30 protein-coding genes and 3 tRNA genes are annotated in these 26,982 nt (G+C 65.7%); 17 read left to right on the top strand and 16 right to left on the bottom strand.

Features of this window, described 5'->3' with window-relative positions:
• Position 1: 1 nt before the first annotated feature.
• From hisB to nth, 5 genes are all read right to left on the bottom strand, one after another.
• Complete coding sequence (hisB, locus tag BN1313_RS01925) at positions 2–592, bottom strand: imidazoleglycerol-phosphate dehydratase HisB (protein ID WP_091735827.1); 591 nt, start codon at positions 590–592, stop codon at positions 2–4.
• The gene (locus tag BN1313_RS01920) at positions 589–1,581 is read right to left on the bottom strand and encodes an adenosine kinase (protein ID WP_091735824.1); all 993 of its coding nucleotides are present in this window, start codon (positions 1,579–1,581) and stop codon (positions 589–591) included. The genes hisB and BN1313_RS01920 overlap by 4 nt, the downstream gene beginning before the upstream one ends.
• A 50-nt stretch (positions 1,582–1,631) precedes the next feature.
• Positions 1,632–1,775 carry a hypothetical protein gene (locus BN1313_RS16455; protein WP_176695864.1) on the bottom strand — a complete coding sequence of 48 codons (144 nt, stop codon included), beginning with the start codon at positions 1,773–1,775 and terminating at the stop codon, positions 1,632–1,634.
• A gap of 98 nt (positions 1,776–1,873) precedes the next feature.
• Positions 1,874–2,779 carry a transcriptional regulator GcvA gene (gcvA, locus tag BN1313_RS01915; RefSeq protein WP_176695863.1) on the bottom strand — a complete coding sequence of 302 codons (906 nt, stop codon included), beginning with the start codon at positions 2,777–2,779 and terminating at the stop codon, positions 1,874–1,876.
• Positions 2,776–3,465 (bottom strand): endonuclease III, encoded by a 690-nt coding sequence (nth, locus tag BN1313_RS01910; protein ID WP_091735818.1) that lies wholly within the window; start codon positions 3,463–3,465, stop codon positions 2,776–2,778. The genes gcvA and nth overlap by 4 nt, the downstream gene beginning before the upstream one ends.
• Positions 3,466–3,541: 76 nt before the next feature.
• Between nth and BN1313_RS01905 the strand changes: the two genes are divergently transcribed.
• Positions 3,542–4,012, top strand: a complete 471-nt coding sequence (locus BN1313_RS01905; RefSeq protein ID WP_091735815.1) for a DUF2244 domain-containing protein — start codon at positions 3,542–3,544, stop codon at positions 4,010–4,012.
• A 6-nt stretch (positions 4,013–4,018) separates the two neighbouring features.
• On the opposite strand, the gene hslU is transcribed toward BN1313_RS01905, so the two are convergent.
• From hslU to hslV, 3 genes are read right to left on the bottom strand one after another with little or no spacing between them, the layout of a single operon-like run.
• The gene (gene hslU / locus BN1313_RS01900; RefSeq protein WP_091735811.1) at positions 4,019–5,323 is read right to left on the bottom strand and encodes an ATP-dependent protease ATPase subunit HslU; all 1,305 of its coding nucleotides are present in this window, start codon (positions 5,321–5,323) and stop codon (positions 4,019–4,021) included.
• Positions 5,323–6,129, bottom strand: a complete 807-nt coding sequence (locus BN1313_RS01895; RefSeq protein ID WP_141653058.1) for a Cif family virulence factor — start codon at positions 6,127–6,129, stop codon at positions 5,323–5,325. Before BN1313_RS01895 ends, hslU begins: the two co-directional genes overlap by 1 nt.
• Entirely contained in the window at positions 6,116–6,664 is a 549-nt protein-coding gene (hslV, locus tag BN1313_RS01890; protein WP_091742123.1) for an ATP-dependent protease subunit HslV, read from the bottom strand. The genes BN1313_RS01895 and hslV overlap by 14 nt, the downstream gene beginning before the upstream one ends.
• A gap of 41 nt (positions 6,665–6,705) precedes the next feature.
• On the opposite strand from hslV, the gene BN1313_RS01885 reads away from it, so the two are divergent.
• Positions 6,706–7,443 (top strand): HesA/MoeB/ThiF family protein, encoded by a 738-nt coding sequence (locus BN1313_RS01885; RefSeq protein WP_091735805.1) that lies wholly within the window; start codon positions 6,706–6,708, stop codon positions 7,441–7,443.
• Positions 7,444–7,450: 7 nt separating this feature from the next.
• On the opposite strand, the gene BN1313_RS01880 is transcribed toward BN1313_RS01885, so the two are convergent.
• Positions 7,451–8,437, bottom strand: a complete 987-nt coding sequence (locus BN1313_RS01880) for a 2-hydroxyacid dehydrogenase (RefSeq protein WP_091735802.1) — start codon at positions 8,435–8,437, stop codon at positions 7,451–7,453.
• A gap of 119 nt (positions 8,438–8,556) precedes the next feature.
• On the opposite strand from BN1313_RS01880, the gene BN1313_RS01875 reads away from it, so the two are divergent.
• The 5 genes from BN1313_RS01875 (at position 8,557) to BN1313_RS01855 (ending at position 13,054) form a co-directional block, all read left to right on the top strand.
• Positions 8,557–9,060 (top strand): SH3 domain-containing protein, encoded by a 504-nt coding sequence (locus tag BN1313_RS01875; RefSeq protein WP_245620058.1) that lies wholly within the window; start codon positions 8,557–8,559, stop codon positions 9,058–9,060.
• A gap of 62 nt (positions 9,061–9,122) precedes the next feature.
• Complete coding sequence (gene fabA, locus BN1313_RS01870) at positions 9,123–9,650, top strand: 3-hydroxyacyl-[acyl-carrier-protein] dehydratase FabA (protein WP_091735796.1); 528 nt, start codon at positions 9,123–9,125, stop codon at positions 9,648–9,650.
• Positions 9,651–9,682: 32 nt separating this feature from the next.
• Entirely contained in the window at positions 9,683–10,894 is a 1,212-nt protein-coding gene (gene fabB / locus BN1313_RS01865) for a beta-ketoacyl-ACP synthase I (protein ID WP_091735793.1), read from the top strand.
• Between the two features lie 82 nt (positions 10,895–10,976).
• Positions 10,977–11,792, top strand: coding sequence for an enoyl-ACP reductase FabI (locus tag BN1313_RS01860; RefSeq protein WP_176695862.1), 816 nt, complete (start codon positions 10,977–10,979; stop codon positions 11,790–11,792).
• 8 nt (positions 11,793–11,800) lie between these two features.
• The gene (locus tag BN1313_RS01855) at positions 11,801–13,054 is read left to right on the top strand and encodes an FAD-dependent monooxygenase (RefSeq protein WP_281176453.1); all 1,254 of its coding nucleotides are present in this window, start codon (positions 11,801–11,803) and stop codon (positions 13,052–13,054) included.
• Here the strand turns inward: BN1313_RS01855 and BN1313_RS01850 are convergent.
• From BN1313_RS01850 to BN1313_RS01830, 6 genes are read right to left on the bottom strand one after another with little or no spacing between them, the layout of a single operon-like run.
• Positions 13,051–13,482 carry a hypothetical protein gene (locus BN1313_RS01850; protein ID WP_091735790.1) on the bottom strand — a complete coding sequence of 144 codons (432 nt, stop codon included), beginning with the start codon at positions 13,480–13,482 and terminating at the stop codon, positions 13,051–13,053. The genes BN1313_RS01855 and BN1313_RS01850 overlap by 4 nt on opposite strands.
• 58 nt (positions 13,483–13,540) lie before the next feature.
• Positions 13,541–13,747 (bottom strand): Trm112 family protein, encoded by a 207-nt coding sequence (locus BN1313_RS01845; protein ID WP_091735788.1) that lies wholly within the window; start codon positions 13,745–13,747, stop codon positions 13,541–13,543.
• Between the two features lie 9 nt (positions 13,748–13,756).
• Positions 13,757–14,419 carry an LON peptidase substrate-binding domain-containing protein gene (locus tag BN1313_RS01840; RefSeq protein ID WP_091735785.1) on the bottom strand — a complete coding sequence of 221 codons (663 nt, stop codon included), beginning with the start codon at positions 14,417–14,419 and terminating at the stop codon, positions 13,757–13,759.
• Between the two features lie 13 nt (positions 14,420–14,432).
• Complete coding sequence (locus BN1313_RS01835) at positions 14,433–15,332, bottom strand: thioredoxin family protein (RefSeq protein WP_091735782.1); 900 nt, start codon at positions 15,330–15,332, stop codon at positions 14,433–14,435.
• A 58-nt stretch (positions 15,333–15,390) separates the two neighbouring features.
• Positions 15,391–15,519 (bottom strand): hypothetical protein, encoded by a 129-nt coding sequence (locus BN1313_RS17035; protein WP_342666747.1) that lies wholly within the window; start codon positions 15,517–15,519, stop codon positions 15,391–15,393.
• Complete coding sequence (locus BN1313_RS01830) at positions 15,516–15,923, bottom strand: prolyl-tRNA synthetase associated domain-containing protein (RefSeq protein WP_342666746.1); 408 nt, start codon at positions 15,921–15,923, stop codon at positions 15,516–15,518. The genes BN1313_RS17035 and BN1313_RS01830 overlap by 4 nt, the downstream gene beginning before the upstream one ends.
• Before the next feature lie 79 nt (positions 15,924–16,002).
• Between BN1313_RS01830 and BN1313_RS01825 the strand changes: the two genes are divergently transcribed.
• The 3 genes from BN1313_RS01825 to BN1313_RS01815 all read left to right on the top strand — a co-directional run bounded on the left by BN1313_RS01825 (position 16,003) and on the right by BN1313_RS01815 (position 17,479).
• Positions 16,003–16,743: a DUF6065 family protein gene (locus tag BN1313_RS01825; protein ID WP_091735779.1), complete on the top strand. Its 741-nt coding sequence runs from the start codon at positions 16,003–16,005 to the stop codon at positions 16,741–16,743.
• A 118-nt stretch (positions 16,744–16,861) separates the two neighbouring features.
• Positions 16,862–16,936 (top strand) — tRNA-Gly (locus BN1313_RS01820).
• Positions 16,937–16,957: 21 nt separating this feature from the next.
• Positions 16,958–17,479 carry a hypothetical protein gene (locus tag BN1313_RS01815; protein WP_091735776.1) on the top strand — a complete coding sequence of 174 codons (522 nt, stop codon included), beginning with the start codon at positions 16,958–16,960 and terminating at the stop codon, positions 17,477–17,479.
• A gap of 847 nt (positions 17,480–18,326) precedes the next feature.
• On the opposite strand, the gene BN1313_RS01810 is transcribed toward BN1313_RS01815, so the two are convergent.
• Positions 18,327–18,554, bottom strand: coding sequence for a GNAT family N-acetyltransferase (locus BN1313_RS01810; protein WP_091735774.1), 228 nt, complete (start codon positions 18,552–18,554; stop codon positions 18,327–18,329).
• A 269-nt stretch (positions 18,555–18,823) separates the two neighbouring features.
• On the opposite strand from BN1313_RS01810, the gene dnaK reads away from it, so the two are divergent.
• From dnaK to BN1313_RS01775, 7 genes are all read left to right on the top strand, one after another.
• Positions 18,824–20,722 (top strand): molecular chaperone DnaK, encoded by a 1,899-nt coding sequence (gene dnaK, locus BN1313_RS01805; protein WP_091735772.1) that lies wholly within the window; start codon positions 18,824–18,826, stop codon positions 20,720–20,722.
• 255 nt (positions 20,723–20,977) lie between these two features.
• Positions 20,978–22,135 carry a molecular chaperone DnaJ gene (gene dnaJ / locus BN1313_RS01800; protein WP_091735769.1) on the top strand — a complete coding sequence of 386 codons (1,158 nt, stop codon included), beginning with the start codon at positions 20,978–20,980 and terminating at the stop codon, positions 22,133–22,135.
• 61 nt (positions 22,136–22,196) lie between these two features.
• Positions 22,197–22,271, top strand: a tRNA-Arg gene (locus BN1313_RS01795).
• A gap of 216 nt (positions 22,272–22,487) precedes the next feature.
• Positions 22,488–22,564, top strand: a tRNA-Arg gene (locus BN1313_RS01790).
• A gap of 236 nt (positions 22,565–22,800) precedes the next feature.
• Positions 22,801–23,004 carry a ribbon-helix-helix domain-containing protein gene (locus BN1313_RS01785; protein ID WP_091735766.1) on the top strand — a complete coding sequence of 68 codons (204 nt, stop codon included), beginning with the start codon at positions 22,801–22,803 and terminating at the stop codon, positions 23,002–23,004.
• The gene (locus BN1313_RS01780) at positions 23,001–26,213 is read left to right on the top strand and encodes a helicase-related protein (RefSeq protein WP_091735763.1); all 3,213 of its coding nucleotides are present in this window, start codon (positions 23,001–23,003) and stop codon (positions 26,211–26,213) included. The genes BN1313_RS01785 and BN1313_RS01780 overlap by 4 nt, the downstream gene beginning before the upstream one ends.
• Positions 26,210–26,980, top strand: a complete 771-nt coding sequence (locus BN1313_RS01775) for a DUF4391 domain-containing protein (RefSeq protein ID WP_091735760.1) — start codon at positions 26,210–26,212, stop codon at positions 26,978–26,980. The genes BN1313_RS01780 and BN1313_RS01775 overlap by 4 nt, the downstream gene beginning before the upstream one ends.
• Positions 26,981–26,982: the final 2 nt, after the last annotated feature.

Raw genomic sequence — 26,982 nt, 5'->3', positions numbered from 1 at the left:
CTTAGAGCACGCCCTTCGTCGACGGCGCCTGGCCGCCGGTCTTCGGGTCGATCTCCACGGCCTGGCGCAGGGCGCGGGCGAGCGCCTTGAACCCGCTCTCGGCGATGTGGTGCGAGTTGGCCCCGTAGAGGGTCTCAAGGTGCACGCAGGCGCCGCAGTTCATGGCGAAGGCGTGGTGGAACTCCTTGAACAGCTCGGTATCCATGTCCCCGACCTTGGGGGTCTTATACTCGACCTTCCAAATCAGATAGGCGCGGTTCGACAGGTCGAGCGCGCAGCGCGTCAAGGTCTCGTCCATCGGGATGTAGGCGTGACCGAACCGACGCACGCCCTTGAAACCATCCAGCGCCTTGTTGAACGCCTGGCCGATGACGATGCCGGTGTCCTCCACCGTGTGGTGCATGTCGATGTGCAGATCGCCTTTGGTTTCGACCGTCATGTCGAAGCCGCCGTGCCGGGCGAAGCTTTCGAGCATGTGGTCGAAGAAGCCGATCCCGGTCGAGATCGTCGAGACGCCGGTCCCGTCCAGATCGACGACGACGCGGATCTGGGTCTCTTTGGTGTTGCGAGCGACTTCCGCGGAACGGGTCATATCAAGCCTTTCGCCGCGGCCAGATCCTTCAGGGAGACCTGGGGTCGCGGGCCGTAGTGCGAGATCACCTCGGCCGCCGCCAGCGAGCCGAGCCGGCCGCAGTCGGCCAGAGGACGGTCGGTGGCGAGACCGAACATGAATCCCGCCGCGTATTGGTCGCCGGCGCCGGTCGTGTCCACGATTTTCTCCACGGGGAAGGCCGGCACAGCCCAACGCTCGGCCCCCCGGATCACCACCGAGCCCTTTTCGCTGCGGGTGACAGCGCAAAGCTTAGCGCTCTTGGCGATCTCAGCGGCGGCCAGATCGAAGTCATCGGTCTCGAACAGGGCCTTCAGTTCGGCCTCATTGGCGAACAGCAGGTCGACCTGGGTCTCAATAAAGCCCAGCAGGCCGGCGCGATGGCGCTCCACTACGAAGCTGTCGGACAAGGTGAGCGCGATCATCCGGCCGGCGCCATGGGCGAGCGCCGCCGCCTTGGCGAAGGCGCGGCGGGCGGCCTCGGCGTCAAACAGATAGCCTTCCAGATAGACGATGCGCGCCGCCTCGACGGTGGCGATATCCACGTCGTCGTCGGTGAACTCCACCGAGGCGCCGAGATAGGTGCACATGGTCCGCTGGGCGTCCGGCGTCACATTGATCATCGACACTGCGGTCGAGGGGCCGTCCAACAGCGGGGCGTTCTCGAAGCGGGCGCCGATGGCGGCCATGTCGCGAGCAAAGGTCTTGCCCAGGTCGTCGTCAGCCACCTTGCCCATGAAGGCGCCGCGGCCGCCGAAGCTGGCGAGGCCAGCGATGGTGTTGGCGGCCGAGCCCCCCGAGGCCTCGATCTCCGGCGTCATACGGCCGTAGAGCGCGGCGCTCTGCTCCGGATCCACCAGCATCATGGCGCCTTTGGTCAGGCCGTTTTCAGCGAGGAAGGCCTCGCTGGCGGAGCCAATCACATCGACGATGGCGTTGCCGATGGCGGCGACGTCATAGAGCTCCGGCATGGATCAGGCTTTCCCGCGACTTCTGCCGCGGGCCTGTAGCAGGGATCGCTTCAGGAGGCGAGAAACGCCATGACGGCGAGCGCCGCGGGAGCGACCAGGATGATGGCCACCGATACGGCGAGGCCGGCGCCGCGCAGGATGTCGAAGTCGCGGTCTTCGTGGCTGGCTGTGGGTTCAAGGCAAAGGGCGGTCATGGCGCGTCTCCGGCGTTCGATTGCGCCGGGATGCGCTTGAAGCACGACTCTTGCAAAGGAGAACGCGGCCGCTTGGGTGAGCTCAGATCACCTGAAAATCAGAGCGACCGCGGGAGGTCGTCGGCCACCACTTCGGCGATCAGCCAGTCACGGAAGCGCCGGACCTTCGGATCGTCTCGTCGCTCGGGCAGAGTGATGATCCAGTTCCGATACGGGCTGGAGGTCGCCGTCTCGAACAGCCGCACCAGCCGACCGGTGCGCAGCTCCTCGACGACCCAGGCCTCCAGGCTCAACACCACGCCTTGGCCGGCCAGCGCCGCCTCTATGCCGAGATAGGTGTTGGAGAAGGCCAGGCCCCGGCTGAAATCGATGTCCGGCACACCTGCGGCCGCCAGCCATTCCGCCCAGCTGGGCTCGCCCGATGCGCGGTTGGCGTCGACGATCAGGCGTGTGTGTGCGAGGTCGCTGGGCGTCTCCAGGCGTGTGGTCTCCAGCAACCGCGGGCTGCACACCGGAAACATGTTCGAGTCCATCAAGAGCGTCGCATCCAGATTGGCGTAGGGCCCGCGGCCATAGCGGATCGCCATGTCCACCCGGTCGCGCACCAGGTCCATCGCCTGATCGGTCGCCGCCACGTGAACCTGGATGTCGGGGTGCCGCGCCTGGAACCGGTGAAGCCGCGGCGCCAGCCAGCGGGCGGCGAGCGTATGCAGGGTCGTAACCACGAGTGGTGCGTCGCGGGCTGAGCGCACATCCTCGACCGCGGCCTCCATGATCGACAGCCCGCGGGCGATCCCGGCGGCGAGGCGCTCACCCTCCGGCGTCAGGCGCACGGCGCGGTTCAGCCGCTCGAACAGACGGACCCGCAGATCGGTCTCCAACGCCTTGATCTGGCGGCTGACCGCGCCCGGCGTCACCGCCAGCTCTTCAGCCGCCTTGAGGAAGCTCTGCTGGCGGGCGGCGGTCTCGAAGACTCGCAAGGAAGTAAGGGGAAGGCGGCTCACGCGCCGGCCGGAATGAACAGATGCCGCGACGGGCAAAGATCGGCGACCGGACAGATCTCGCACTTCGGCCGCCGCGCGACGCAGACATAGCGGCCGTGCAGGATCAGCCAGTGGTGGGCCCGCGTCAGCCCCGCCTCCGGCACGACCCGCATCAGCTCGGCCTCGACCTTGTCCGGCGTCTTGCCCGTGGACAGGCCCAGGCGATGGGCGACGCGGAAGACGTGAGTGTCCACGGCGATCGCCGGTTCGATCCGCAGCTCGTTCAGCACCACCGAGGCCGTCTTGCGCCCGACGCCGGGCAGGGCCTGCAGGGCGATCCGGTCCAGCGGCACCTCGCCGCCGTACTGATTGATCAGGATGGCCGCCATGGCGATGACGTTCTTGGCCTTGGTGTTGTAGAGGCCGATCGAGGAGATGAAGGGCTTCAGACCCTCTTCGCCCAGCGCCAGCATCTTCTGCGGCGTGTCGACGACGGCGAATAACTTGGCCGTCGCCTTGTTCACGGAGACGTCCGTCGCCTGGGCCGACAGGGCGACGGCGACCACCAGCTCATAGGGGCTGGCGTAGTTGAGCTCCGTACGCGGATCGCTCTCCTCGGCTTCAAACCGTGCGAAGATCTCGGCGATGCGCGCCTGTTCGGCGGGCGCCGGCTTGCGGGTCCGGGATTTTGCAGAAGGCTTCGCCATGGACCGCAAGATGCTGGTCCAACCCGCCTCAATGCAAGGATGACATCGGCAGCGCTTACGCTATCGTCCGCTCGCCATGAGCTTCGCCACCTACATGGACGCCGTGATCACGCCCAACCGCTCGCTGTCCGAGCGGGGGTTCATTGTGCTCATTTCGGCGGTGACGATCTTCAACGGCATCTCCGCGGCGGTCTTCTACTATATGGGCGCGGTCTTCGTGCCCCTGTTCCTGGGGCTGGATGTCCTGGCCGTGGTCGTGGCCTTCGCCGCGAGCTACGCCGCGGCCCAGCGGGTTGAACGCGTCCAGGTCACCAGCCACGCTGTCCGAGTGATTCATGAGACGCCGAAGTGGACCCGGCTGGTCTGGGAATCGCCCACCACGTTCACGCGTGTCGACCGAGAGATGGACGACGAGCGGGTCGTGGCCGTGCATCTTGCGCTGTCGGGCAAGCAGGTCCCGGTGGCGGGCGCGCTCAGCCCGGGCGAACGCGCCCAGTTCGCTCGCGCCCTCGAAGACGCGATCTGGAATGCGCGCCGCGGGCGCTGAGCGGCGCTAGAGGATAAACCGGCTCAGGTCGGTGTCGCGGGCCAAGGCGCCGATGCGCGCATTCACGTAGGCCGCGTCCACGACGATCGTCTCGCCGAAGCGATCCGCAGCCCCGAAGCTCACCTCTTCCAGGACCTTCTCCAAGATCGTCTGCAGTCGCCGCGCGCCGATGTTCTCGACCGAGCTGTTCACCGCCACCGCGGCGTCGGCCATGGCGTCGATGGCGTCCTCGGTGAAGGTCAGTGTCACGCCTTCCGTCGCCAGGAGCGCCTGGTGCTGGCGCAAGAGGTTCGTCTCCGGCTCGGTCAGGATGCGGCGCAGGTCGTCGCGGGTCAGGCCCTTCAGCTCGACGCGGATCGGCAGGCGGCCCTGCAGCTCAGGCAGGAGGTCCGAAGGCTTGGCGACGTGGAAGGCGCCGGACGCGATGAAGAGAATGTGGTCGGTCTTGACCGGCCCGTGCTTGGTCGAGACGGTGGTTCCTTCGATCAGCGGCAGCAGGTCGCGCTGCACGCCCTCGCGGGAGACATCCGCGCCGCTGCGTTGGGCCGAGCTGGCGACCTTGTCGATCTCGTCCAGGAAGACGATGCCCTGGTTCTCCGCCAGCGATACGGCCTCGGCGGTCAGGGCTTCCTGATCGACGAGCTTGTCGCTTTCCTCGGCGATCAGCGGCGGCCAGGCCCTGGCCACCGTCGTCTTCTGCGTCTTGGTGCGCCCGCTGAAGGCCTTGCCGAACATGTCGCCGAGATTGAGCATGCCCATCGATGCGCCTGGCTGGCCGGGAATTTCCATTGCGCCGAAGGGCGAGGAAGCGTCGGCCAGCTGCAGCTCGATCTCCTTGTCGTCCAATTCGCCGGCGCGGAGCTTCTTGCGGAAGGATTCACGCGCCGCCGTCGAACCAGGCCCGGTCAGGGCGTCTAGGATGCGTTCTTCGGCGGCGGCTTCGGCGCGGGCGCGCACGCCGGTGCGGCGCTGGTCGCGAACCATGGCGATGGCGTTCTCCACCAGGTCGCGGACGATCTGGTCGACGTCGCGGCCGACATAGCCGACCTCGGTGAACTTGGTCGCCTCGACCTTGAGGAACGGCGCCTGGGCGAGCCTGGCCAATCGGCGGGCGATCTCGGTCTTGCCGACGCCAGTGGGGCCGATCATCAGAATGTTCTTCGGTGTCACCTCGTCGATCAGATCGGCCGGCAGCCTCCGACGGCGCCAGCGATTGCGCAACGCCACGGCGACGGCGCGCTTGGCCTCCTGATGGCCGACGATGAAGCGGTCGAGCTCAGAGACGATCTCGCGGGGCGAAAATTCACTCATCAGAGAACCTGGTCGTAGACGATGCGCCAGCCGTCAGGGCCGCGGCGCCAGATGCGCACATAGTGTTTCGAGGCGTCGATCGCCGCGATCCCATAGGTCCAGGCGAGGTCGCCGGCCTGCGAGGCCTCGCCGCCCAGGCGCGCGAAGGCCGCGGTCGGGCCGCGGGTGGCGATCTCGGCTTTGACCGCGTCGGGCGAGGCGGCTGGAACGCCTGGCGAGCCCTGGACGTGGGCGTCCGGCGCCAGGGCCGCGCGGTAGGCGGCGGCTTGATCGGTCAGCGCGGCCTTCGCGAGCGCCGTCTCGGCGGCTTCCACCTCGGCGAACGATCCGCCGCCCTGGCCGGGCGAGAGGCTTGAGACGGGTGCGCCCGGGCCAGGATCGTGGGAGGCATCGTTCTGGACGCCGCCGTCGTAGACCCACTTCCAGCCGCCATCGGCCTGGCGCTTCCAGACGGTGAAGTAGTGCGTGAACCGCTTGCCGTCCGCCTCAGCGGGGCCGGTGGTGAAGCCGAGGTCGCCCGAGGCCGCGAGACCGGCGAAGGTCGGCCACCAGGTCAGCAACGTCCCGCCGTCCTTCGGCGCCTTGCCTGGCGGGCGGCCCGTGAAGAAGGTCTTGGCGTTCATCGCGTCCGGCGAAAAGACGACCGCGTCGTCAGCCATGTGCGCCAGGAAACCGTCGCGAACGCCCCGGTCGCCGACGGACTTGGCGAAGGCGTGTTCGGCGGCCACCACTGGCGCGGGATCGGCCGCGAAGGCCGGCGCGCTCACCGCCATGATCGCGGCGGCCAGCAGACTAGAGCGTCTCAACGGTCAGGCTCCCGTTGGTGTAGACGCAGATTTCCGCCGCGATCCCCATGGCGCGCCGCGCGATGTCCTCGGCGCCGAAGTCGGTGTCCATCAGGGCGCGGGCCGCGGCCAAGGCGTAGTTGCCGCCCGAGCCGATGGCGGCCACGGCGTGGGTCGGCTCCAGCACGTCGCCCATACCGGTAACGGTGTAGATGGCGGTGGAATCGGCGACCAGCAGCATGGCCTCCAGGCGGCGCAGATAGCGGTCGGTCCGCCAATCCTTGGCGAGATCCACGCAGGCCCGCGCCAGCTGGTCGGGATACTGCTCCAGCTTGGCTTCCAGCCGCTCGATCAGGGTGAAGGCGTCGGCCGTCGCCCCGGCGAAGCCCGCGATCACCTTGCCGCCGGCCAGCGTGCGGACCTTGCGGGCGTTGCCCTTGACGATGGTCTGGCCCATGGACACCTGACCGTCGCCGGCGATCACTGTGCGGCCGTCCTTGCGAACAGCCAGGATGGTGGTGCCGTGCCAGGACGGTAGGGTTTCAGCGTCAGCCATGGTCTGCGATGTGGCCAGCGGCTGTGGCGAGGTCAAGACGCATGGATTTCACCGACGAGGAAGTCGACCGCTATGCGCGCCACCTGGTGCTGCGAGAGGTCGGCGGTCCGGGTCAGCAGAAGCTGAAGGCCGCAAGCGTCCTCATCGTCGGCGCAGGCGGCCTGGGCGCCCCGGCCGCGCTCTATCTCGCCGCCGCCGGGGTGGGCACGATCATGCTGGCCGATCCTGATGTGGTTGATCGCTCGAACCTGCAGCGCCAGGTGATCTTCGCCGATGAAGATGTCGGCCGTTCCAAGGTCGAGGCCGCGGCGGACCGGCTGCATGGCCTCAACCCTCACGTATTCGTCGCCGGCTATAAGGGCCGGTTCGACGCGGCAAGCGCCGCAGAACTCGTCTCCGACGTCGACCTAGTGCTCGACGGCACCGACGACTTCGCCACGCGCTTCTGTGTCAGCGACGCCTGCGTGGCCCATGGCAAGACCCTGGTCACCGGCGCCATCGGCCGCTGGACCGGGCAGGTCGGCGTGTTCTCGGGAAGGCCTTGTTACCGTTGTTTGACGCCCGACATCCCGCCGGACGCCGAAACCTGCGTCGCTGTCGGCGTGGTCGGCGCGCTCGCCGGCGTCATCGGTTCGATAATGGCGCTGGAGACGATCAAGCTGCTCACCGGCGCGGGCGACCCGCTGACCGGCCGCCTGCTGATCTACGACGGCCTCGGCGGTCAGTCTCGGACGGTCAAGGTCGGCGCCGACCCGTCCTGTCCGGTTTGCGGGGTCTGATCACGGGTTAGAGCATGCTCGGCAGCACCCGGTCGGGCGGGCGGTGGCCGTCCATCCAGGTGCGGATGTTGATGATCACCTTTTCGCCCATCGCGATGCGGCCCTCGACCGTGGCCGAGCCCAGGTGCGGCAAGGCCACCACGTTGCGCAGGCTGAGCAGCTTCGGATTGATCTGCGGCTCGAACTCGAAGACGTCGAGCCCGGCGCCGGCGATGGCCCCAGAGGCCAACATTTCCGCCAGCGCGTCTTCGTTGATGATCTCGCCGCGCGCGGTGTTCACCACGATGGCGTGTGGCTGCAGCAGCTTCAGGCGGCGGGCTGACAGCAGGTGGTAGGTCGCTGGCGTGTGTGGCGAATGCACCGTGACGATGTCCACCCGCGCCAGCATCTGGTCCAGGCTGTCCCAGTAGGTGGCGTCCAGTTCCTGGGCGATGCGCGGGCTGACGGGGCGGCGGTTATGGTAGTGGATCTGCAGGCCGAAGGCCTTGGCGCGCTTAGCGACGGCCTGGCCGATCCGGCCCATGCCGATAATGCCCAAACGCTTGCCGGTGATCCGGCGCCCCAGCATCCAGGTCGGCGCCCAGCCCTTGAACCCGCCGGCGCGGGCGACGTCCGCCCCTTCGACGATGCGTCGCGACACGGCCATGATCAGGGCCATGGTCAGGTCGGCGGTGTCTTCGGTCAGCACGCCCGGCGTATTGGTCACGGCGATGCCTCGGCTGGTGGCGGCCTCCACGTCGATGTGATCGACGCCGGCGCCGAAATTCGCGATCAGCTTGAGCTGCGGGCCGGCCTTTTCCAGCAAGGCGCTATCGATGCGGTCCGTGATGGTGCAGGCCAGGACCTCGGCGCGTCCTATGGCCTCCGCCAGCTCCGTCTGGCTCCGGGCGGCGTCCGTCAGGTTGAGCTCTGTGTCGAACAGCTCGCGCATCCGCGTCTCCACAGGATCCGGGAGTTTGCGGGTGACGATGACTTTCGGCTTGCGGACGGCCATTTACCACATGAAACAGGGTGGATCAGGTGAAGGGCGATCCTTTGCGCCGCTTCGGCTCTTCTATGTTCAGAACCTCTAGCAAAGCCACAGGGCACGGCCAAGGCGATGCGAGCCATCTCTTGCGCGCCGCGCGCAGAACGCTGCTTGCCGTGGCGGTGTGCCTCGCAGGCGTCGGCATAAGCGCGGCTGCGAAGCGCGAGACGCCGTCGGGCCTCGCTGTGCCGCGCTATGTTGTCCTGAAGTTCGACCGGGTGAACGCGCGCGCCGGTCCAGGTGATGATCACCGCCTTGTGTGGGTCTACCGCGCCAAAGGCCTGCCGGTTCAGGTGGTGGCCGAGACCGTCGAGTGGCGTCGGGTCTGTGACCCGCAAGGCAACCTCGCCTGGATCCACCGGCGCACGACAGACGGTCGGCGCGCGGTCATGAACATGTCGCCGGCGCCGATCCCGCTGCTCGGCAAACCCAAGACCAGCTCCACGCCGAACGCCTATCTGGCCAGGCGCGCCATCGCCGATCTCGACCGCTGCGAGGCCGGCTGGTGCCGCGTGAAGGTCGCCGGCGTGCGCGGCTGGGCGCCCGAAAGGCTGTTCTGGGGCGTCTCGGACCGACCGCAATGCCGTTGAGCCAGCCTCGCGCAACGTGATAGGGCCTTGGCCCTCAATTTCCGGAGGCTCCGCAAAGCCCCATGACTGACACCATTGTCCGCCCGTCCAGCTACGATCTGGAAGCCCTGCTCGCCTGCGGGCGCGGCGAGATGTTCGGCCCCGGCAACGCCCAGCTGCCGGCGCCGCCGATGCTGATGTTCGACCGGATCACCCAGATCACCGCCGATGGCGGCTCGGCCGGCAAGGGCCATGTCGAGGCCGAACTCGATATCTCCCCGGATCTCTGGTTCTTCGCCTGCCACTTCATTGGCGACCCAGTGATGCCGGGCTGCCTGGGCCTGGATGCGATGTGGCAACTGGTCGGCTTCTTTCTAGGTTGGTCAGGCGCGCCGGGCCGCGGCCGCGCTCTGGGCGTCGGCGAAGTCAAGTTCACGGGGCAGGTCACGCCGGCTGTCACAAAGCTGGTTTATAAGATCGACTTGAAGCGCGTGATCATGCGCAAGCTGGTCATGGGCGTCGGCGATGGGGTTCTTTTGGCCGACGGCAAGCCCATCTATGAAGCTAAGGATCTCCGCGTCGGCTTGTTCGCCGCGGAAGATCTGGTCTGAAGTTTCGAAACGAAGGCTCGGAGGGCTCACCGATGCGCCGCGTGGTCGTCACCGGGATGGGCGTTGTCTCATCCATCGGCAACAACACAGAAGAGGTCCTGGCCTCGCTGCGTGAGGCGCGTTCCGGCGTCGTCGCCGCGCCAAAGTACACGGAGCTGGGCTTCCGCTGCCAAGTCCACGCGCCGCCGATCATCGACTGGGAAAGTCTGGTCGACCGGCGCGCCGCCCGCTTCTTGTCGCCGGGCCTCGCCTACGCCCACGTGGCTATGGAGCAGGCGATCGCTGATGCTGGTCTTGAAGCCAGCGACATCAGCAACGACCGCACCGGCCTGATCGTCGGCGCGGGCGGTCCTTCGACCTCTGTTATCGTCCAGGCCGCCGAGACCACCCTGACCAAAGGCCCGAAACGCATTGGCCCGTTCGCCGTGCCCAAGGCGATGTCGTCAGGCCCGTCAGCGGTGTTGTCGACCTGGTTTGAAATCCGCGGCGTCAACTATTCCATCGCCTCGGCCTGCACGACCGGCCTGCACTGCATGGGCGCGGCCGCCGAACAGATCCAATTCGGCAAGCAGGACGTGATGTTCGCCGGTGGTTGTGAAGAGCTCGACTGGACCTTGTCGAACCTGTTCGACGCCATGGGCGCCATGTCCTCCAACTTCAACGACCGGCCGGCCGTGGCCAGCCGCGCCTATGACAAGGACCGCGACGGCTTCGTCATCTCCGGCGGCGCGGGCATCGTCGTGCTGGAAGAGTTCGAACGCGCCAAGGCGCGCGGCGCGAAGATCTACGGCGAGATCGTGGGCTATGCCGCCAATTCCGACGGTCACGACATGGTCGCGCCCTCCGGCGAAGGCGCCGAGCGGGCCATGCGCATCGCCTGGGACCAGGCCGGCGGCCGCAAGATCGACTATCTGAACCCGCACGGCACCTCGACCCCGGTGGGCGACGAGCGCGAGATGGGCGCGGTTCGCAAAGTCTTCGGCGACACAGCCCCGATGATCTCGTCGACCAAGTCGCTGACCGGCCACAGCCTCGGCGCGGCCGGCGCACAGGAGGCGATCTACAGCCTCCTGATGCTCAACAACGACTTCGCCGCCATGAGCGCCCACATCGAGAACCTCGACCCGCAATTCGAAGGCTTGCCGATCCTGCGCCAGCGCTTCGATGGATCGATGGAGACGGTGATGTCCAACAGCTTCGGCTTCGGCGGCACCAACGGCTGCCTGGTGATGTCGAAGGTCTGACGGAGCGCGCGCGGGCCGAGTCTTGCCATCGGCGCAACCGGCGGCCACAACCTCCCCATCTGAATCCGAGGAGACGCCGTCCGTGGCCGACGACTATCAAATGCCCAAGGGCGAGCTGATGCGCGGCAAACGCGGCGTCGTCACCGGCGTCGCGAACCATCAGTCGATCGCCTGGGGCATCGCCGCTCAGTTGGCCGCGCAGGGCGCGGAGATGGCGTTTCTGCACCTGCCGGCCATGGAGCGGCGCGTAGGCCCGCTCGCCGAGAGCATCGGCGTCAAGACACTGGCGGCCGTGGACGTGACCGATGAAGCCTCGATGGACGCGGCCTTCGCGGCTGTGGGCGAGGCCTTCGGCGGCGAGATCGACTTCTTCGTCCACTCGATCGCCTTCGCCAACAAGGACGAGCTCAAAGGCTCGTTTGTCGACAATACCAGCCGCGAGAGCTTCCTGCGGGCCATGGATATCTCGGTGTTCAGCTTCGTCGATTGCGCCCGGCGCGCCGCGGCGATGATGCCGAACGGCGGGTCGATCTTGACGCTGACCTACCTGGGCGCCGAGCGGGCGATCCCCAACTACAACACTATGGGCGTGGCCAAGGCGGCGCTGGAATCGGCCGTCCGATATGCCGCGCGCGATCTTGGACCCCGCGGCATCCGGGTGAATGCGATTTCCGCCGGCGCCATGCGCACCTTGTCGCTGGCCGGCATCTCCGGCGGGCGCGGCATGCTGGCCCAGGGCCGAGCCATGTCGGCGCTGGGCGAAGACACCTCAATGGAGGGCGTCGCCGGCGCCGCGCTTTGGCTGCTATCGGATCTTGGCCGCTCAACCACCGGCGAAGTGGCGCACGTGGACGCGGGCTTCCACATCATGGGCCTGGCCGCCGACAGCGAAGGCTGAGATACCGGGTGGCGCAGGCCTTCGACGCGGACGTCCTGATCGCCGGCGCCGGCATGGCCGGGGCGACCCTGGCTCTGGCCCTGGCGCAGGCCGGCCTGAAGCCGCTCCTGATCGACCAGGCGGCCTTTGAGACCCGTGTTGCGCCCGCTTTCGACGGCCGCGCCTCGGCGGTGGCCTACGCCGCGTTCCGGCAATGGCGGGTTCTCGGCGTGGCCGATGCGCTTGAACCCCTGTCCCAGCGGATCGAGCAGATCCTCGTCACCGATGCGGCCGCGCCAGGCGCCGCCACGCCGGCGCCGCATGACTTCCACCTGCGCTTCGACGCCGAGGAGATCGCCGACCGCTCCGACGGCGAGCCGCTGGGCTATATGTTGGAGAACCGCCACATCCGCGCCGCCCTCGGGAGGGCTCTGGAGCGCGCTGGCGTCACGGTGATTGCGCCGGCCCGCGTCGCGGAGGCGATCTTCGACGCACGCGCGGCGACGCTGACCCTGGAGGACGGTAGGACCTTCTCCGCGCCGCTCGCCGTCGGCGCGGAGGGCAAGGTCTCGACGCTCCGTCGCGCGTCCGACGTTCGAGCGCTTGGCTGGGGCTACGGCCAGACAGCCGTCGTCGCCACGGTGCGGCTGGCTCGCCCGCATGAGGGCGTTGCGCACGAGCATTTCTTGCCCCAGGGGCCCTTCGCGATCCTGCCCCTCACCGACCATCGCGCGAGCCTGGTCTGGACCGAGACGAACGCGCGGGCGGCGGCGCTCAAAGACGCCCGTCCTGAAGTCTTCCACGCCCACCTGCAGCGTCGGTTCGGCGACGCCCTTGGCGAGGCGACCCTGGAGGGCGAAGTCTTCACCTATCCGCTCGACCTGCAGCTGACAGAAACCTTCGTGGCGCCGCGCATGGCCCTGCTGGGCGACGCCGCCCACGCCATCCATCCGATCGCCGGCCAGGGTTTGAACCTCGGCCTGAAGGCCGCCGCGGCGCTGGCGGAAACCCTCGTCGACGCCGCGCGCCTGGGCGAAGACCTGGGCTCGCCAGTGGTGCTGGAACGCTACGCCGCTTGGCGCCGGTTTGACACCGCGGCGCTTGCGGCCGGCACGGACGCCTTCGTACGGCTCTTCTCCAATGATATCGCTCCGCTGCGCCTGGCGCGCGGGCTCGGCATGGCGATGGTCAACCGCATTGGCCCGGCCCGGCGGTTTTTCATGCGGGAAGCCGGCGGTGCGACCGGCGACCTGCCTCGCTTGCTGCGGGGCGAACCGCTTTAGTTGATCTTGACGCCGGCCGCCGTCACGCAGCGCGGTGCGGCCCGGTCTTCGCGGATCGTGATGCTGGCCGGCTGGCCAGCGCCCAGGTCGTAGGAGGTCGTCTTGCCGCCACGCGTGACGGTCAGCCCGATCGGGCTGTTGAACTGGCAGACGTAGACAAATTTGTTCATCGACCGCCCGCCCTCGGCGCCGACTTCCTTGCAGCTCACATGACCGCTGGCGCGGGCGAACTCCGTGCCAACGTACGAGTGGCGGAATTTCAAGTTGTAGCCCTTGGCTGCGAAGGCCGTGGCGTCCAGCATCGGGCAGGGCGGCCCGTTGATGTCCCAGGCGGCGGCCTCAGCCATCCGTAGGTCGCGGGCGTGCCGCAGGGTCTGGGCGCCGGCGAGCATCAGGAACGTCAACCCGACCAGGATGGCTAGCAGCATGAGCGGGCTGAGGCCTGCGAACCCGGTTCTCCCGGTTCGCGAGGGGGTCTTCGCCACCCTATTCGCCGTCGTCGAGGCTGCGGGCTTCATCCGGCAGCATGATCGGTACGCCGTCGCGGATCGGGAAGGCCAGCCGCGCGCCCTGGCTCACCAGTTCGCTGCGGTCGCGGTCATAGTCGAGTTTGCCGTGCGTCACCGGGCAGACCAGCACCTCCAGAAGGCGCGGGTCGATCTCGACGATAGGGGTGGCGGGTTGATCGGTCATCCAGCCGATCTACTGCAAGCCGTGGCCCTCGTCATCGCCCTCTTCCAGGGCGTCGATTTCCAACAGCGCGGTCAGGGTGTCGAAACGCCCCTCCAGGCCATCGGCTTCCAACAGCGCTTGCTTCTCGGCCGGCTCGAAGGGCAGGCCCATGGCCAGGCTGTTGACCAAGGCCTCCAGCGGCGCGCTGTTGGCCGTCTCCCAGTCGATGTCGAGCTCGCGGGCGTTGAGGTAGCGCTTCAGCGCCTTGGCGAACCGCTGGCGGGCGTCTTCGCTGGCGGCGGCTTCGCCCTCGCGGTTCAGGTCACCCGCGAACCGATCGTACTTCGCGCGGACCTGGCGGTAAGGGGTTTGCAGGACAAGTTCGTCGCCCGCCTCGAAACGGCAGACGCCGGTCAGAGTGATCAGGTAACGGCCGTCGGAGGTCTCTGCGTAGTTGGTCACCCGCCCCAGGCATCCCACGGCCGCTAGCCGAGGCTGCGACCGCGTGCCGCCGGCCCGCGTCTGGATCATGCCGATCACCCGCTCCCCGGCCATGACATCGTCGATCATGTTGAGATAGCGCGGCTCGAAGATCTGCAACGGCAACTCGCCGCCGGGCAGCAGCAGCGCGCCGTCCAGCGGAAAGACCGGGATCAGTTGCGGAAGGTCGGCGGCGTGCAGATAGCCCGGCATTCCGGCGTGATCCTTAAGCGAAGAGGGCGGCCGAAAGCCGACGGCGGCCGCGCTTGGCGGTCTCCGACATCAGGCCGGCGGCCTCGAACACGGTCAGCAGCTGCTTGCGCGCGGCCTCGTCGTTCCAGGCGCGATCGCGTTCGATGATGGTGATCAGCTGGTCCACGGCCTCATCCAGCCGGCCGGTCCCGGCCAGGGCCTTGGCCAGTTCGAACCGTGCCTCGTGGTCGCCCTCGTCCTTGGCCAGCCGCTGCTCGAACTCCGCCGTCTCGGACGGCGCTTCGGCGGCCAACGCCAAGGCGGCGCGCACGCTGTCCAGGTCGGCGTTCTTGGCGTCGGCGGGGGCCATGGCGGCGATTTCGCCGGCGCGCTCGGCGTCGCCGCCGGCCAGATAGACCCGGGCCAGACCGCCCAGCGCCTTTACGTTTTCCGGGTCGGCTTGCAGCACCTCAGCATAGGCCTGAGCCGCACCGCCGAGGTCGCCCAGCTCCAGCGATTCAGCGGCCAGCGCCAGGATGGCGTCCAGGCTCTCGGCCTCCGGGTCGCCGCCGAGGGCGCCGACGCGGTCGACGAAATCCTTCACCTGGCTGTCGGGTAAGGCGCCCATGAAGCCATCCACCGGCTTGCCGCCTGCGAAGGCGAAGACCGCTGGGATCGACTGCACGCGCATCTGGCCGGCGTAGGCCGGGTGCTTGTCGATATCGATCTTGACCAGCTTGACCTTACCCTTGGCGGCCAGGACGTGCTTCTCGATGGATGGGCCCAGCTGGCGGCAGGGGCCGCACCAGGGCGCCCAGAAATCGACGATGACCGGCTGGGTCTTCGAGGCCTCGATCACGTCGGCCATGAAGCCGGCGTCGGTGCCTTCCTTGATCAGGTCGTCAGCAGGTTTTGTCTCGCCGATCAGGCTCATGGCGGTCCCTCGTCCGTTCGTCGTCTAACGCTTCAGGCGTAAGATGGTCGCAAGTCGCTCAGGCTTCAACGGCGCCTTGCAAAGGCCAAGCTTCCTGTCGCATGGCGACGAGGTCGACGACCAGCGGCGTGACGCCGATCGCCGCTAGAAAACGCCGAAAATCAGCCTGCGCCAGCCCGCTGGTCATATGGTTGGCCAGGGATGGAAGTTGACCCGTTCAGCCCTCGCCAAGGTCTTGTCGAGCACGAAGCCGACGCGGTGCTCGGCGTCGTTGGCCAACGCCAGGGCCGAGACCGAACCGGGGCGCACGCCCAGGGCGTCCCACAGGCGTTCGGCCGAGCCGAAAGACAGGCGCGCCGATCCGATGGCCGCCGGCAGGGTCTTCAGATCGACACGCGCGTGGCTTTCCGCCGACACCAGCCACAGGCGGCTCTTGGCGTCCTTCAGGAACAGGTTTTTCGTGTGGGCGCCGGGCATGGCGTCCATGATCGGATCGTGCTCGTCCACCGTGAAGACGGGCGCGTGGGTGAGCGTCTCATGGGCCACGCCTGCGCGGTCCAGAAGGGCGAGCAATTCGTCCGGCGTCAGCATCGTCCTCACATAGCGGAGTGGACGGAGGCGCGGCCAGAGCCTTAAGGGTCGCTAACCGCATCCGACGTGAAGGCCCGCCATGGAACTCGAGTGCTACCCTACCCAGGAACGCCCGCCGGAAATCGTGCCCGGCCGTCCGCAACGGGCCTGGATGGAGCGTTTCGCCGCTCGCCATCCTTACCGTTGTCTGCCGATGACCATGGCCAATACGTCGGGCTGGGAGCTGCTCTGCCCGATCGCCTTCACTGCCGAGTGGAACGGCGGGATTAAGCAGGAGGACATCACCCTTCGACCGGACAATCCCAACCCCGACTTCCACATGCTGGCCACCAGCCACTTCAGCCACGGCGTCCTGACCTTCCACGCGGGCTACCTGTTCCGTACGCCGCCGGGCTGGTCCCTGTCGGTCATGGGCCCGCCCAACCACCTCAAGGACGGCATCCAGGCTCTGGCCGGGGTGGTCGAGACCGACTGGCTGCCCTTCCCCTTCACCATGAACTGGCACTTCACCCGGCCCGGCAAGGTGCGCTTCGAGAAGGGCGAGCCGTTCTGTTTCATCACCTTGCAGCAGGACAAGACGCTGACCGAAATCCAGCCGGTGATCCGCCGCATGGATTCCAACCCTGAGATCCGTGGCCAGTACGACGTCTGGGAGAAGCATCGCTCAGAATTTAACCGCCGCATCTTCCGCGGCGACCCGGAGGCCACCAAGGAGGCCTGGCAGCGCTATTACTTCAAGGGCGAGTACCCCGAAGAGATCGCTCCGGCCCGCGACGACCATGTCAACAAGCGCCGGCTGAAGACCCCTCGCCGGGGCTGACGGCAAGCTTCTCAGGCGCCTGGAAAATCCGCAGCCAGGCCGCTTGCCAACCTCAGGGGCGTCTGCCATAAGCCGCCTCTCGATTTTCCGGGTCCCTTCCAGGGCCGCCCGGTGGAGCGCGGGCGTAGCTCAGTGGTAGAGCACAACCTTGCCAAGGTTGGGGTCGAGAGTTCGAATCTCTTCGCCCGCTCCAATTAAATCGAACCACCCACACATGCATGACCTGCGGCTCGTCAAGGTCCAGACGCCGGCGCTTCGGCTGCGCCTGTTTGGCGTCACGCGCTGGTTTGGCGCGCACAATTTCGTGGCCCTGATCGACTCGGCCGGAGCGGTGAAGCTGGAGATGCACGGCATCGCCCGCGGGCGCGACGGGGCCCCGCTGGCCGTCTATGGCGGCGTCATTCCCTTTCGGCGGGAATACATCTGGGGCGAGGTCTTCGCCGGTCGGTCGGGCTTCTATGACCCTTCTTTTCCGCAAGGCGACCTCTTCGTCGGGTCGCCGTCGGCGATCGAGACGCGCCTCGCCGCGGCCCGCGCCGTCCGCTCGGCGGTCAACGCGCGCCAGATCCGCTATCCATGGCCAGCCCTTCTGGGCGCCAACTCCAACGCCTACTACGCGACCCTCATCGCCGGCATGGGGCTGCCGGATGTGGCGGTCGCGCGTCAGCTCTGGGCGCCGTCATCGGGTCGGAAGCTGTTGCCCAAACAGGTTCTCGCCGACATCGCGAGGCCCTAGGCGCCGCGCGTCAGGAACGCCGCGGTGCGGCTACAGAAAACGCGAACACGCCGGGTGGCGGGGCTGGGGCGGCATGGCCCCAGTTGGTCCCAATGACATCGACCACCAAGCCCTGATGCCGGCAAGGCCGGCGGGCGTCAGCAGGACGTCCAACGAAGCCCGCAACCCGGCCGATGACCTTGGCCGCCAACGCCCACCGGGCCTGCCGCATTGGATGGCACAGGCCTTAATGCCAGATCACCTTAGAAGAAACACCCAATTCAGGTTGAATAGTTTCACAGAATATAAATACAGTTTCTAACTGTTGCTGTTCCGCAGAGAAGGAATTTAAAGTGGAAAGAAATTTTATATGCGAATCGTCAAATAAAAAGTGTTGCGAGTCGAAGTGTAAGATCGGCCGTTGCTTCTTAGACTCGCGGATCGATGCGAGGACGAAAAATTATAATCAACCACGATCGAGTTCGGGAAGCGCCACTAGAGTCACGAGATTGCGACCCAGCGTTGAGTCGAAGCGCATTCAACTAACACCCGCAAAGCGATTCCATCTGAAAATGGCTGAAGTAATCGCGGCTGAAATATCTAAACGCGAAGCCCAGCGAGGTGGACCGTTAAGTCCCCGGCAGAGAAGAGATATTGGCCGAAAGCGCCGTGGTGATGAGCGCGTGCAAGAGCATGTTGATCGACTTATTCGTGAAGAAGACCGTCGCCGGTACGAGCCGGGTCGCGAGGCCTAGCGGGCCCAAATCTACGTGGCGCTATGAGCCATTACGCGGCGGGTGTTCAGTGCCTCGTGACCGTTAAGGTTCTGGTTCGATCGTCGAGAGGGCATTTGCCGCTATTCGCCTGGTCAGGTCACATGGAAATCCGTCGCGACCTGCCTAAGCCCAAGCCTGCGGGCCACGGCGAGAGAGGCCGCATTCTCCCACGATGTGCTGTACAGCGGCTCTGCGCCCAGCTTCCGCACCGCGCGCGCCCCGGCGTTGGCCGCGGCGACCGCGTGCCCGCGCTGACGAAAATCCCGGTGCGTCTCGATCCCCGCGCAGTGCATGCCATCGGTGTTCTTGGCTTCGTCCATGTCGCGCCTCTTTGCGTGCGTCCGGGTCAGGGTAGCCGGGGCTGGCCAAGGCAGCTTCAGTCGCATCTTCGGCGATGAGACTCTGTCGCAAGCCGACATCGGCTCTTGCAGGCGCCCTAACTTTCCCCATATCGGCTGCGACGCTGGACGCCCCCTTCGAAAAGGAGCGTTCAGACGGGATTGATCGAACCGGGGATGTCCGCACCCCAGGCGCTTCATCTCGAAGGCCTTCCGCGGCGTCCGCCAATCAGGAGCGAGCAAGACTCTCTATGAGCAAGATTATCGGTATCGACCTCGGCACCACCAATTCCTGCGTCGCCATCATGGATGGTAAGACGCCGAAGGTGATCGAGAACGCTGAAGGCGTGCGCACCACCCCTTCCGTCGTCGCCTTCCAGGAAGACGGCGAACGTCTGGTCGGCCAGCCGGCCAAGCGCCAGGCTGTGACCAACCCCACCAACACCCTCTTCGCCATCAAGCGGCTGATCGGCCGCGCCGCGGATGATCCGGTGGTGGCGAAGGACAAGGACATGGTGCCCTACGAGATCGTCAAGGGCCCGACCGGCGACGCGTGGGTGCGCGCCCACGGCAAGGATTATTCCCCGCAGCAGGTCTCGGCCTTCATCCTGCAGAAGATGAAGGAAGCCGCCGAGCAGCACCTGGGCGAGAAGGTCGAGAAGGCGGTCATCACCGTTCCGGCCTATTTCAACGACGCCCAGCGCCAGGCGACCAAGGACGCCGGCAAGATCGCCGGCCTTGAGGTCCTGCGCATCATCAATGAGCCGACCGCGGCGGCCCTGGCCTACGGCCTGGACAAGAACGACGGCAAGAAGATCGCCGTCTACGACCTCGGCGGCGGCACCTTCGACGTCTCGATCCTGGAGATCGGCGACGGCGTCTTCGAGGTGAAGTCGACCAACGGCGACACCTTCCTGGGCGGCGAGGACTTCGACATGCGTGTCGTCGACTACCTGGCCGAGGAGTTCAAGAAGGAGTCCGGCGTCGACCTGCGCAAGGACAAGCTGGCCCTTCAGCGCCTGAAGGAAGAAGGCGAGAAGGCCAAGAAGGAACTGTCGTTCACCACCCAGTACGAGGTGAACCTCCCCTTCATCAGCATGAACGCGTCTGGCCCGCTTCACCTCAACATCAAGCTGTCGCGCGCCAAGCTGGAAGCCCTGGTCGAGGACCTGGTCGCCAAGACCATCGGCCCTTGCGAACAGGCGCTGAAGGACGCGGGCCTCAAGAAGTCCGACATCGACGAAGTCATCCTGGTCGGCGGCATGACCCGCATGCCCAAGGTGGTCGAGACCGTGAAAGCCTTCTTCGGCCGCGAGCCGCACACCGGCGTGAACCCTGACGAAGTCGTGGCCCTGGGCGCGGCCGTGCAGGCCGGCGTTCTGCAAGGCGACGTCAAGGACGTGCTGCTGCTGGACGTCACCCCGCTGACGCTGGGCATCGAGACCCTGGGCGGCGTCTTCACGCCCTTGATCGAGCGCAACACGACGATCCCGACCAAGCGCAGCCAGACCTTCTCGACGGCGGACGACAACCAGTCGGCCGTGACGATCCGGGTCTTCCAAGGCGAACGCCCCATGGCGCAGGACAACAAGATGCTGGGCCAGTTCGACCTGGTCGGCATCCCGCCCGCCCCGCGCGGCGTGCCGCAGGTGGAAGTCACCTTCGACATCGACGCCAACGGCATCGTCAATGTCTCGGCCCGCGACAAGGCGACCGCCAAGGAGCAGTCGATCCGCATCCAGGCCAACGGCGGCCTCTCGGACGCCGACATCGACGCGATGGTCAAGGAAGCCGAGGCCAACAAGGCCGACGACGAAAAGCGCAAGGCGATGGTCGAGGCCAAGAACCAGGCCGAGGCGGTCATCCACTCGACCGAAAAGGCCCTGGCCGAGCACGGCGACAAGGTGGGCGAACCTGAGAAGGCCGCCATCACCACGGCGCTTGAGGATCTGAAGGGTTCGCTGGAAGGCGATGATCCGGAAGCCTTGGCGGCCAAGACCCAGACGCTGATCCAGGCCTCGATGAAGCTGGGTGAGGCCATGTACGCAGCCCAGCAAGAGGCGGGCGCCGGCAAGCCGGAAGCCGGCGGCGACGACGTGGTCGACGCCGAGTTTGAAGAAGTGGACGGCGACGAGAAGAAGTCGTCCTGATCCAACAGCTTATGAGGCGTCTCGTCGCATGACGGGGCGTCTCATGAGCGGGATTGAGGCGCCCTGTGGAGCTCCCGCCTGTTTGGCGTTCAGGCCCGCCTATTATAGGGCTTGCGAGCGGGCCGGGGCCTTCCCACTTTTCGAGGTGGTTTCATTTTCAAACGGAATAGTCTCGTCGATGTCGGGGATGTCTGCGCCAGATATGACTGACCGCCCAGGACGCGATGGGGCCCACGATGTGATGCGGGCGAACTGATGCGCGACTACTACGAAGTGCTGGGCGTCAGCCGTGAGTGCGACGCCGGCGGTCTGAAGGCGAGCTTCCGCAAGCTGGCGATGGAGCATCATCCTGATCGGAACGGCGGCTCGGAAGAGTCCTCCGTCAAGTTCCAGGAAATCAACGAAGCCTATTCGGTCCTGTCGGATCCCCAGAAGCGCGCGGCCTACGACCGGTTCGGCCATGCCGGTGTGAACGGCGGCGCAGGCATGGGCGGCCGTGGCAATTTCCAGGACGCCGGCGACATCTTCTCCGAGGTCTTCGGCGACGTCTTTGGCGATATGTTCGGCCGTAGAGGCCAGAGCCAGCAGCGCCCAGGCCCGACCCGCGGCCAGGACCTGCGCTACGACCTCGATGTCACCCTTGAGCAGGCCTACGCCGGCGCCGATGTCGAGATCGTCGTCCCCGCCGCCATGACCTGCGAGACCTGCGACGGCTCGGGCGCCAAGCCCGGCACCTCGCCCACCACCTGCACCACCTGCCGCGGCCACGGCCGTGTGCGCAGCCAGCAGGGCATGTTCCAGATCGAGCGCGCCTGCCCGCGCTGCGGCGGCTCGGGCCAGATGGTCATGGACCCTTGCGTCGACTGCCATGGCCACGGCCAGGTCCGTCGCGAACGCACCCTGCAGGTCCGCGTGCCGGCCGGCATCGACGACGGCTCGCGCATTCGCCTGGCGGGCGAGGGCGACGCCGGCGCGCTCGGCGGCCCGCGCGGCGACCTCTACCTCTTCGTCTCCGTCGCCCCGCACGATCTTTTCGAACGCGACGGCCTGGACCTGCTCTGCACCGTGCCGGTGCCCATGGCGATCGCCGCCCTGGGCGGCGAGATCGAAGCGCCTTGTCTGATGGGCGGCGATAACTGCGATGGCGCCGATCGCCAGATCGTCAAGGTGCCGGAGGGCGCCCAGACCGGCCGCACCATCCGCCTCAAGGGCCGCGGGATGCCGTCGCTCCGTTCGCGCGAACGCGGTGACCTGGTGGTCGAGCTGTTCATCGAGACGCCGGCCAAGCTGACCGCCAAGCAGAAAGAGCTGCTGCGCGAATTCGCGGGCCTTTGCGGCGACCAGCAGCATCCCAAGTGCACGACTTTCGTCGGCAAGGCCAAGCGCTTCTGGGAAGACGTCACGGGCGCTTGAGGTGGGGCTTAAGATTGCCCCCGGGGTCCGTTTCCGCTAGGAGACCCATCCGCTGTAAGCGGCGCCCGTAGCTCAGCTGGATAGAGCGTTGCCCTCCGAAGGCAGAGGTAAGTCAAGCGTTTTGATTGCGGGTGCTGGAAAAAGTGAGTTAAACCAAGCAATTGGGAAAACTCGAAGGAAGCACTGAAATCGCTTCAGCGGTCGCGGAAGCACCACGGAAGCAAGTTTTAGGGAGTGTCTGGAGTACGAAGGGCGGCAAACGGTGGGGTCGGAACCCATGGTTTTTGCGCTGACGGAGTTGACCGATTCGAGATTGACCCCGAGCATCCTCGGACACTATCTGAAGATAAATGCACCCATAGCTCAGCTGGATAGAGCGCTACCCTCCGAAGGTAGAGGCCTCAGGTTCGAATCCTGATGGGTGCGCCAACCTCAAGGTTGGTATCGCGCGTTTGAGATTTCTCACGCCGCCAAATTTCCCGGCCTTTTTGTGTGGAGCATTCGTCGAATGCCCGCTGCCGTTCTGCCCTTAACGGCACAGTGTGCCGCTCTCAGCACAGCCAGAAAGGAAGACTGCCTACCCAAGGGTTGGTGAAAACTGCATCACTTTGTTGAAGTTCGGTGCATATTCTGCAATACTTGTTCATAGATCATTGGGGGTAGGTATGAACGAGCGTCCTCGCAAAGCTGCCCGGCTGACGGTAAGCCTAGAAGAGCAGGATTATCAGGCGCTCGACAAGATTGCGCGCGCGCGCGATGCCTCGATCTCGTGGGTCATTCGGCAAGCCGTGCGGCAATTCATCGAGACGTCGTCCGGCTTGCCCCCGACGCCGATGCCGCCCGGCAAGCCGCCGGAGAGTGGCAAATGAGGCTACTACGGAATAGCGGCGCGGATCGCGCGCTGGATCTCCTGCGCGAGTGGATTGCGCCGAATGCTGGCGTCGACATTGTATCGCCAACCTTCTCCCTTTTTGCATTCGCCGAAATTCGTGATGCGCTTGAGCGGATCGACCGGTCAAGGCTCGTGCTCGGCGAGCCGAGTTCGGTTGCCTCATCACTGTTGGGGAGCGAGGCGGACATCGCCTTCCGCGGTCGGCTTCAAGGGCGATGGTTGGCGAAATCTGCCTCCGAGTGGATCAGCAAGAAGGCCGACATCCGCAATACCCGGAAGGCCCCACCCCAGTCGTTCATCTTCGTTCGCGACCATTCATCTCCAGGCAAGGCGATGGTGGGTTCATGTTCGTTCACGACAGAGGGACTCGGCTTGACGCCAAGCGGGCAACTTGGCCTCGTGCAGGCGACTGATGCAGACGCCGAATCAGCCAGCTACGCCGAATGGTTCCAGTCGAACTGGAACGACCTGCGCGCCGATCCAGATGCCAAAGCTTCGCTCATCACGGCGCTGGAGGACATGGCGTCGCAACGACCGCCGTCGCTTGTCTATTTCCAGATCCTCTACCAGATGTTCAAGGATCTCGGCGATGAGCTGGACGAAGAGCGGATCATCAAATCCGCGACCGGTATTCGCGATACGGTCGTCTGGAAAAAGCTGTTCCGTTTTCAGCGCGATGGCGTCACCGGCGCTATCGACAAGCTGGAGCGCATCGGTGGCTGCATCATCGCCGATAGCGTCGGCCTCGGCAAAACCTTCGAGGCGCTTGCCGTCATTAAATACTATGAGCTGCGGAATGATCGGGTGCTGGTGCTCTGCCCCAAGCGGCTGCGCGATAACTGGACGCTCTACAAGTCGAATGATCGGCGCAACGTGCTTGCGCCCGACCGGCTACATTATGATGTCCTGAACCACACCGACCTGTCACGCGATGGCGGCCTGTCCGGCGACATCGACCTCACCCACGTCAACTGGGGTAATTACGATCTCGTCGTGATCGACGAGTCGCATAATTTTCGGAACAAGCCGACCCACAAGGATCGGGACACCCGCTACGACCACCTGATGAAGCGGATCATCCAGTCCGGCGTGAAGACCAAAGTGCTCATGTTGTCGGCGACGCCGGTCAACAATCGGCTGGCCGACCTCAAAAATCAGATCGCATTCGTTACTGAGGGCAACGATGTGGCGCTGTCGGGCCATGGCATCCCCAGCATCGAAGGAACGATCCGCAAGGCGCAGGGGCAGTTCAACCGCTGGCTTGATCTTGGCGAGGCCGAACGTCGGCCAGCCCGCCTCATGGATATGCTTGGCTTCGATTACTTCAAATTGCTCGACATGCTGACCATCGCCCGGTCGCGAAAGCATGTGCAGCGATATTACGGCACCGCAGAAACGGGCCAGTTCCCCGAGCGCCTGCCGCCTGTGAACATCAAGGCCGACGTGGACCTCGCCGGCGCATTCCGACCGATCCGCGAGATCAACAACGAAATCCGCCGCCTGACCCTCGGCGCCTATGCGCCGCTTCGCTATGTACTCCCGCACAAGCAGGCGGCTTACGACGAGAAATACAGCACCAAAATTCGCGGCGGCGAGAGTTTCTTCCGCCAGGTAGACCGCGAGGAAAGCCTCATTCACCTGCTGCGCGTGAATATCCTGAAGCGGATGGAAAGCTCGGTCGCTTCGTTCGCGCTGACCATCGAGCGCCAGCTCCGAGACGTCGAGGCCTTGCTCGCCAAGATCGACGCCCATGACGATTCCGTTGAGGAAACGCCCATCGACGATATCGATGTCGATGATCCCGCCTTCGAAGCGCTGCTCGTTGGCCGCAAGGTCAAGGTGCTGCTGCAAGACGTTGATCGCGTTCGTTGGCGTCAGGATCTTGCCGAGGACCGTGATCGTCTCGGCGCGTTGCTGGCCGCCGCTCGCCTTGTGACACCTGATAGAGACGCGAAGCTGGCGGCTCTCAAACGGATCATCGCCGACAAGGTCCGCGCGCCGATCAACCCGGACAATCGAAAAATCCTGCTGTTCACGGCCTTCGCCGACACGGCGGATTATCTCTATCGCGACATTGCGGCGTGGGCGCAGAAGACCCTCGGCATTCACACCGCCGTTGTCAGCGGCACCGGCTCCAACCGTACCACAATGCCCGGTGTGCGTGGTGATATGAGCGCTATCCTGAGCGCCTTCTCGCCACGCTCGAAGGAACGCCCCACCGAACTCGCGGCTGAAGGCGAGATCGATCTGCTGATCGCGACGGACTGCATTTCCGAGGGGCAGAACCTTCAGGACTGCGACTTCCTCATCAATTACGATATCCATTGGAACCCGGTTCGGATCATCCAGCGCTTCGGGCGTGTGGACCGGATCGGCTCGCAGAACACGAAAATCCAGCTGGTCAATTTCTGGCCCAACATGGAGCTGGACGAATATCTCGATCTCGAATCCCGCGTCAGCGGACGCATGATGCTGCTCGACGTATCGGCGACGGGCGAGGAAAACGTCATCGAGTTCCAGGCCGGCAACGAAATGAACGATCTGGAATACCGTCGCGCCCAGCTTCAAAAGTTGCAGGATGCGGTCATCGACCTTGAGGATTTGTCGAGCGGAGTCTCCATCGCCGATCTCACCCTCAATGATTTCCGCATCGACCTTGCGGGCTATCTTCGGGAAAACCGAAGCCGCCTCGATACCTTGCCGCTCGGCACCTACGCGGTGACTGAGGCTCCCGCCGAGGGCGAGAACCCGCTTCCGCCGGGGGTCATCTTCTGCCTTCGCGCAGTTGGCGAGGCTGCGGCGACGGTCGCCGAGCCGGGTTATCCGTTGGCGCCGCATTATGTCGTTCACGTCGGCGACGATGGCGAAGTCCTGCTTCCATACACGCAGGCCAAGCAGGTTCTGGACCGGCTCAAGAAACTTAGCCTCGGTCAGGACGAGCCGGACGTGGCGGCCAGCAAACGGTTCGACAAGGCGACCCGCTTTGGCCGGGACATGGAGCCCTATCAGAAGCTGCTCGCGCGAGCGGTCGGAAGTCTCGTCGGCAAGCGGGAGGAGCGCGCCGTCGCCAGCCTGTTCCAGATGGGCGGCACCCACGCGATGAAGGGTGAATTTGCCGGGATCAACGACTTTGAAGTGGTCGCCTTCCTCGTTGCGTTGCCTCCATCGACGGATGCCGCTGTATGACGGGGATGGCGGCGGTCGCCGCGATCATGACTGCGCTTGATCTGCCGCCGGGCGCGCGGGTGGATGCGCGCGTGCCCAAGAAGATGCTGGTTGAGCAAGGCGCGCCGACCTCCGCCGACAAACGCGCGATTCAGGACGGGGTCGACGAGCTGCACTGGCTCGCGGCGCTCAAGCCGAACACCGTTGCAATTCCCGCCTTCACGGACGAGGCGCATGATTATTCGGAAATCGCCGTCATCGCGGCGATCTTTCGCGTTGACGCGCGCGCCACGCGGCTGACGGAACTGATCCACCGTGCCATTCCCTATCCCGTGTTGCTGATCACCTTTGGCTCCAGCGGCCTTGCGATATCCGTAGCGCCCAAGCGCGCGGCGCAGAACGAAGGCGGTAAGATTGTTGTGGAGTGCGTCGTCGCCGTGGGCGAGCTTGATCCGCTGGTGCCTCAGGATTTGGACCGCGCCTTTGTCGCCAGCCTGGCGCTGAAGAGCCAGCCTTCGCGTGACCTGTCGGCCGTCTACAACGGCTGGCTCGCGCGGATCGAGGCGCTGGCGGCGGCACGGCTGTCGGGCGCCTATAGCCCAAGCGACGACGGGCAAGCCGTTGAACGACGCCGCGCCGCGCTTGAAGCGTATGGCGCGCTTGCGCGCGACATTGCGGGGCTGCGGGCCAAGGCAGTGCGCGAAAGGCAACTTAACCGCCGTGTCGATCTGAACATCGAGATCCAGCGCCTGGAACAGGCGCTGGCGGCTCACAAACAAGACCTCTGAGA

It is taken from the genome of Phenylobacterium immobile (ATCC 35973) (genome assembly GCF_001375595.1).
Classification (GTDB): domain Bacteria; phylum Pseudomonadota; class Alphaproteobacteria; order Caulobacterales; family Caulobacteraceae; genus Phenylobacterium; species Phenylobacterium immobile.
The sequence above is the reverse complement of the archived record's forward strand: the minus strand, read 5'-3'. Positions and strand labels throughout refer to the sequence as shown.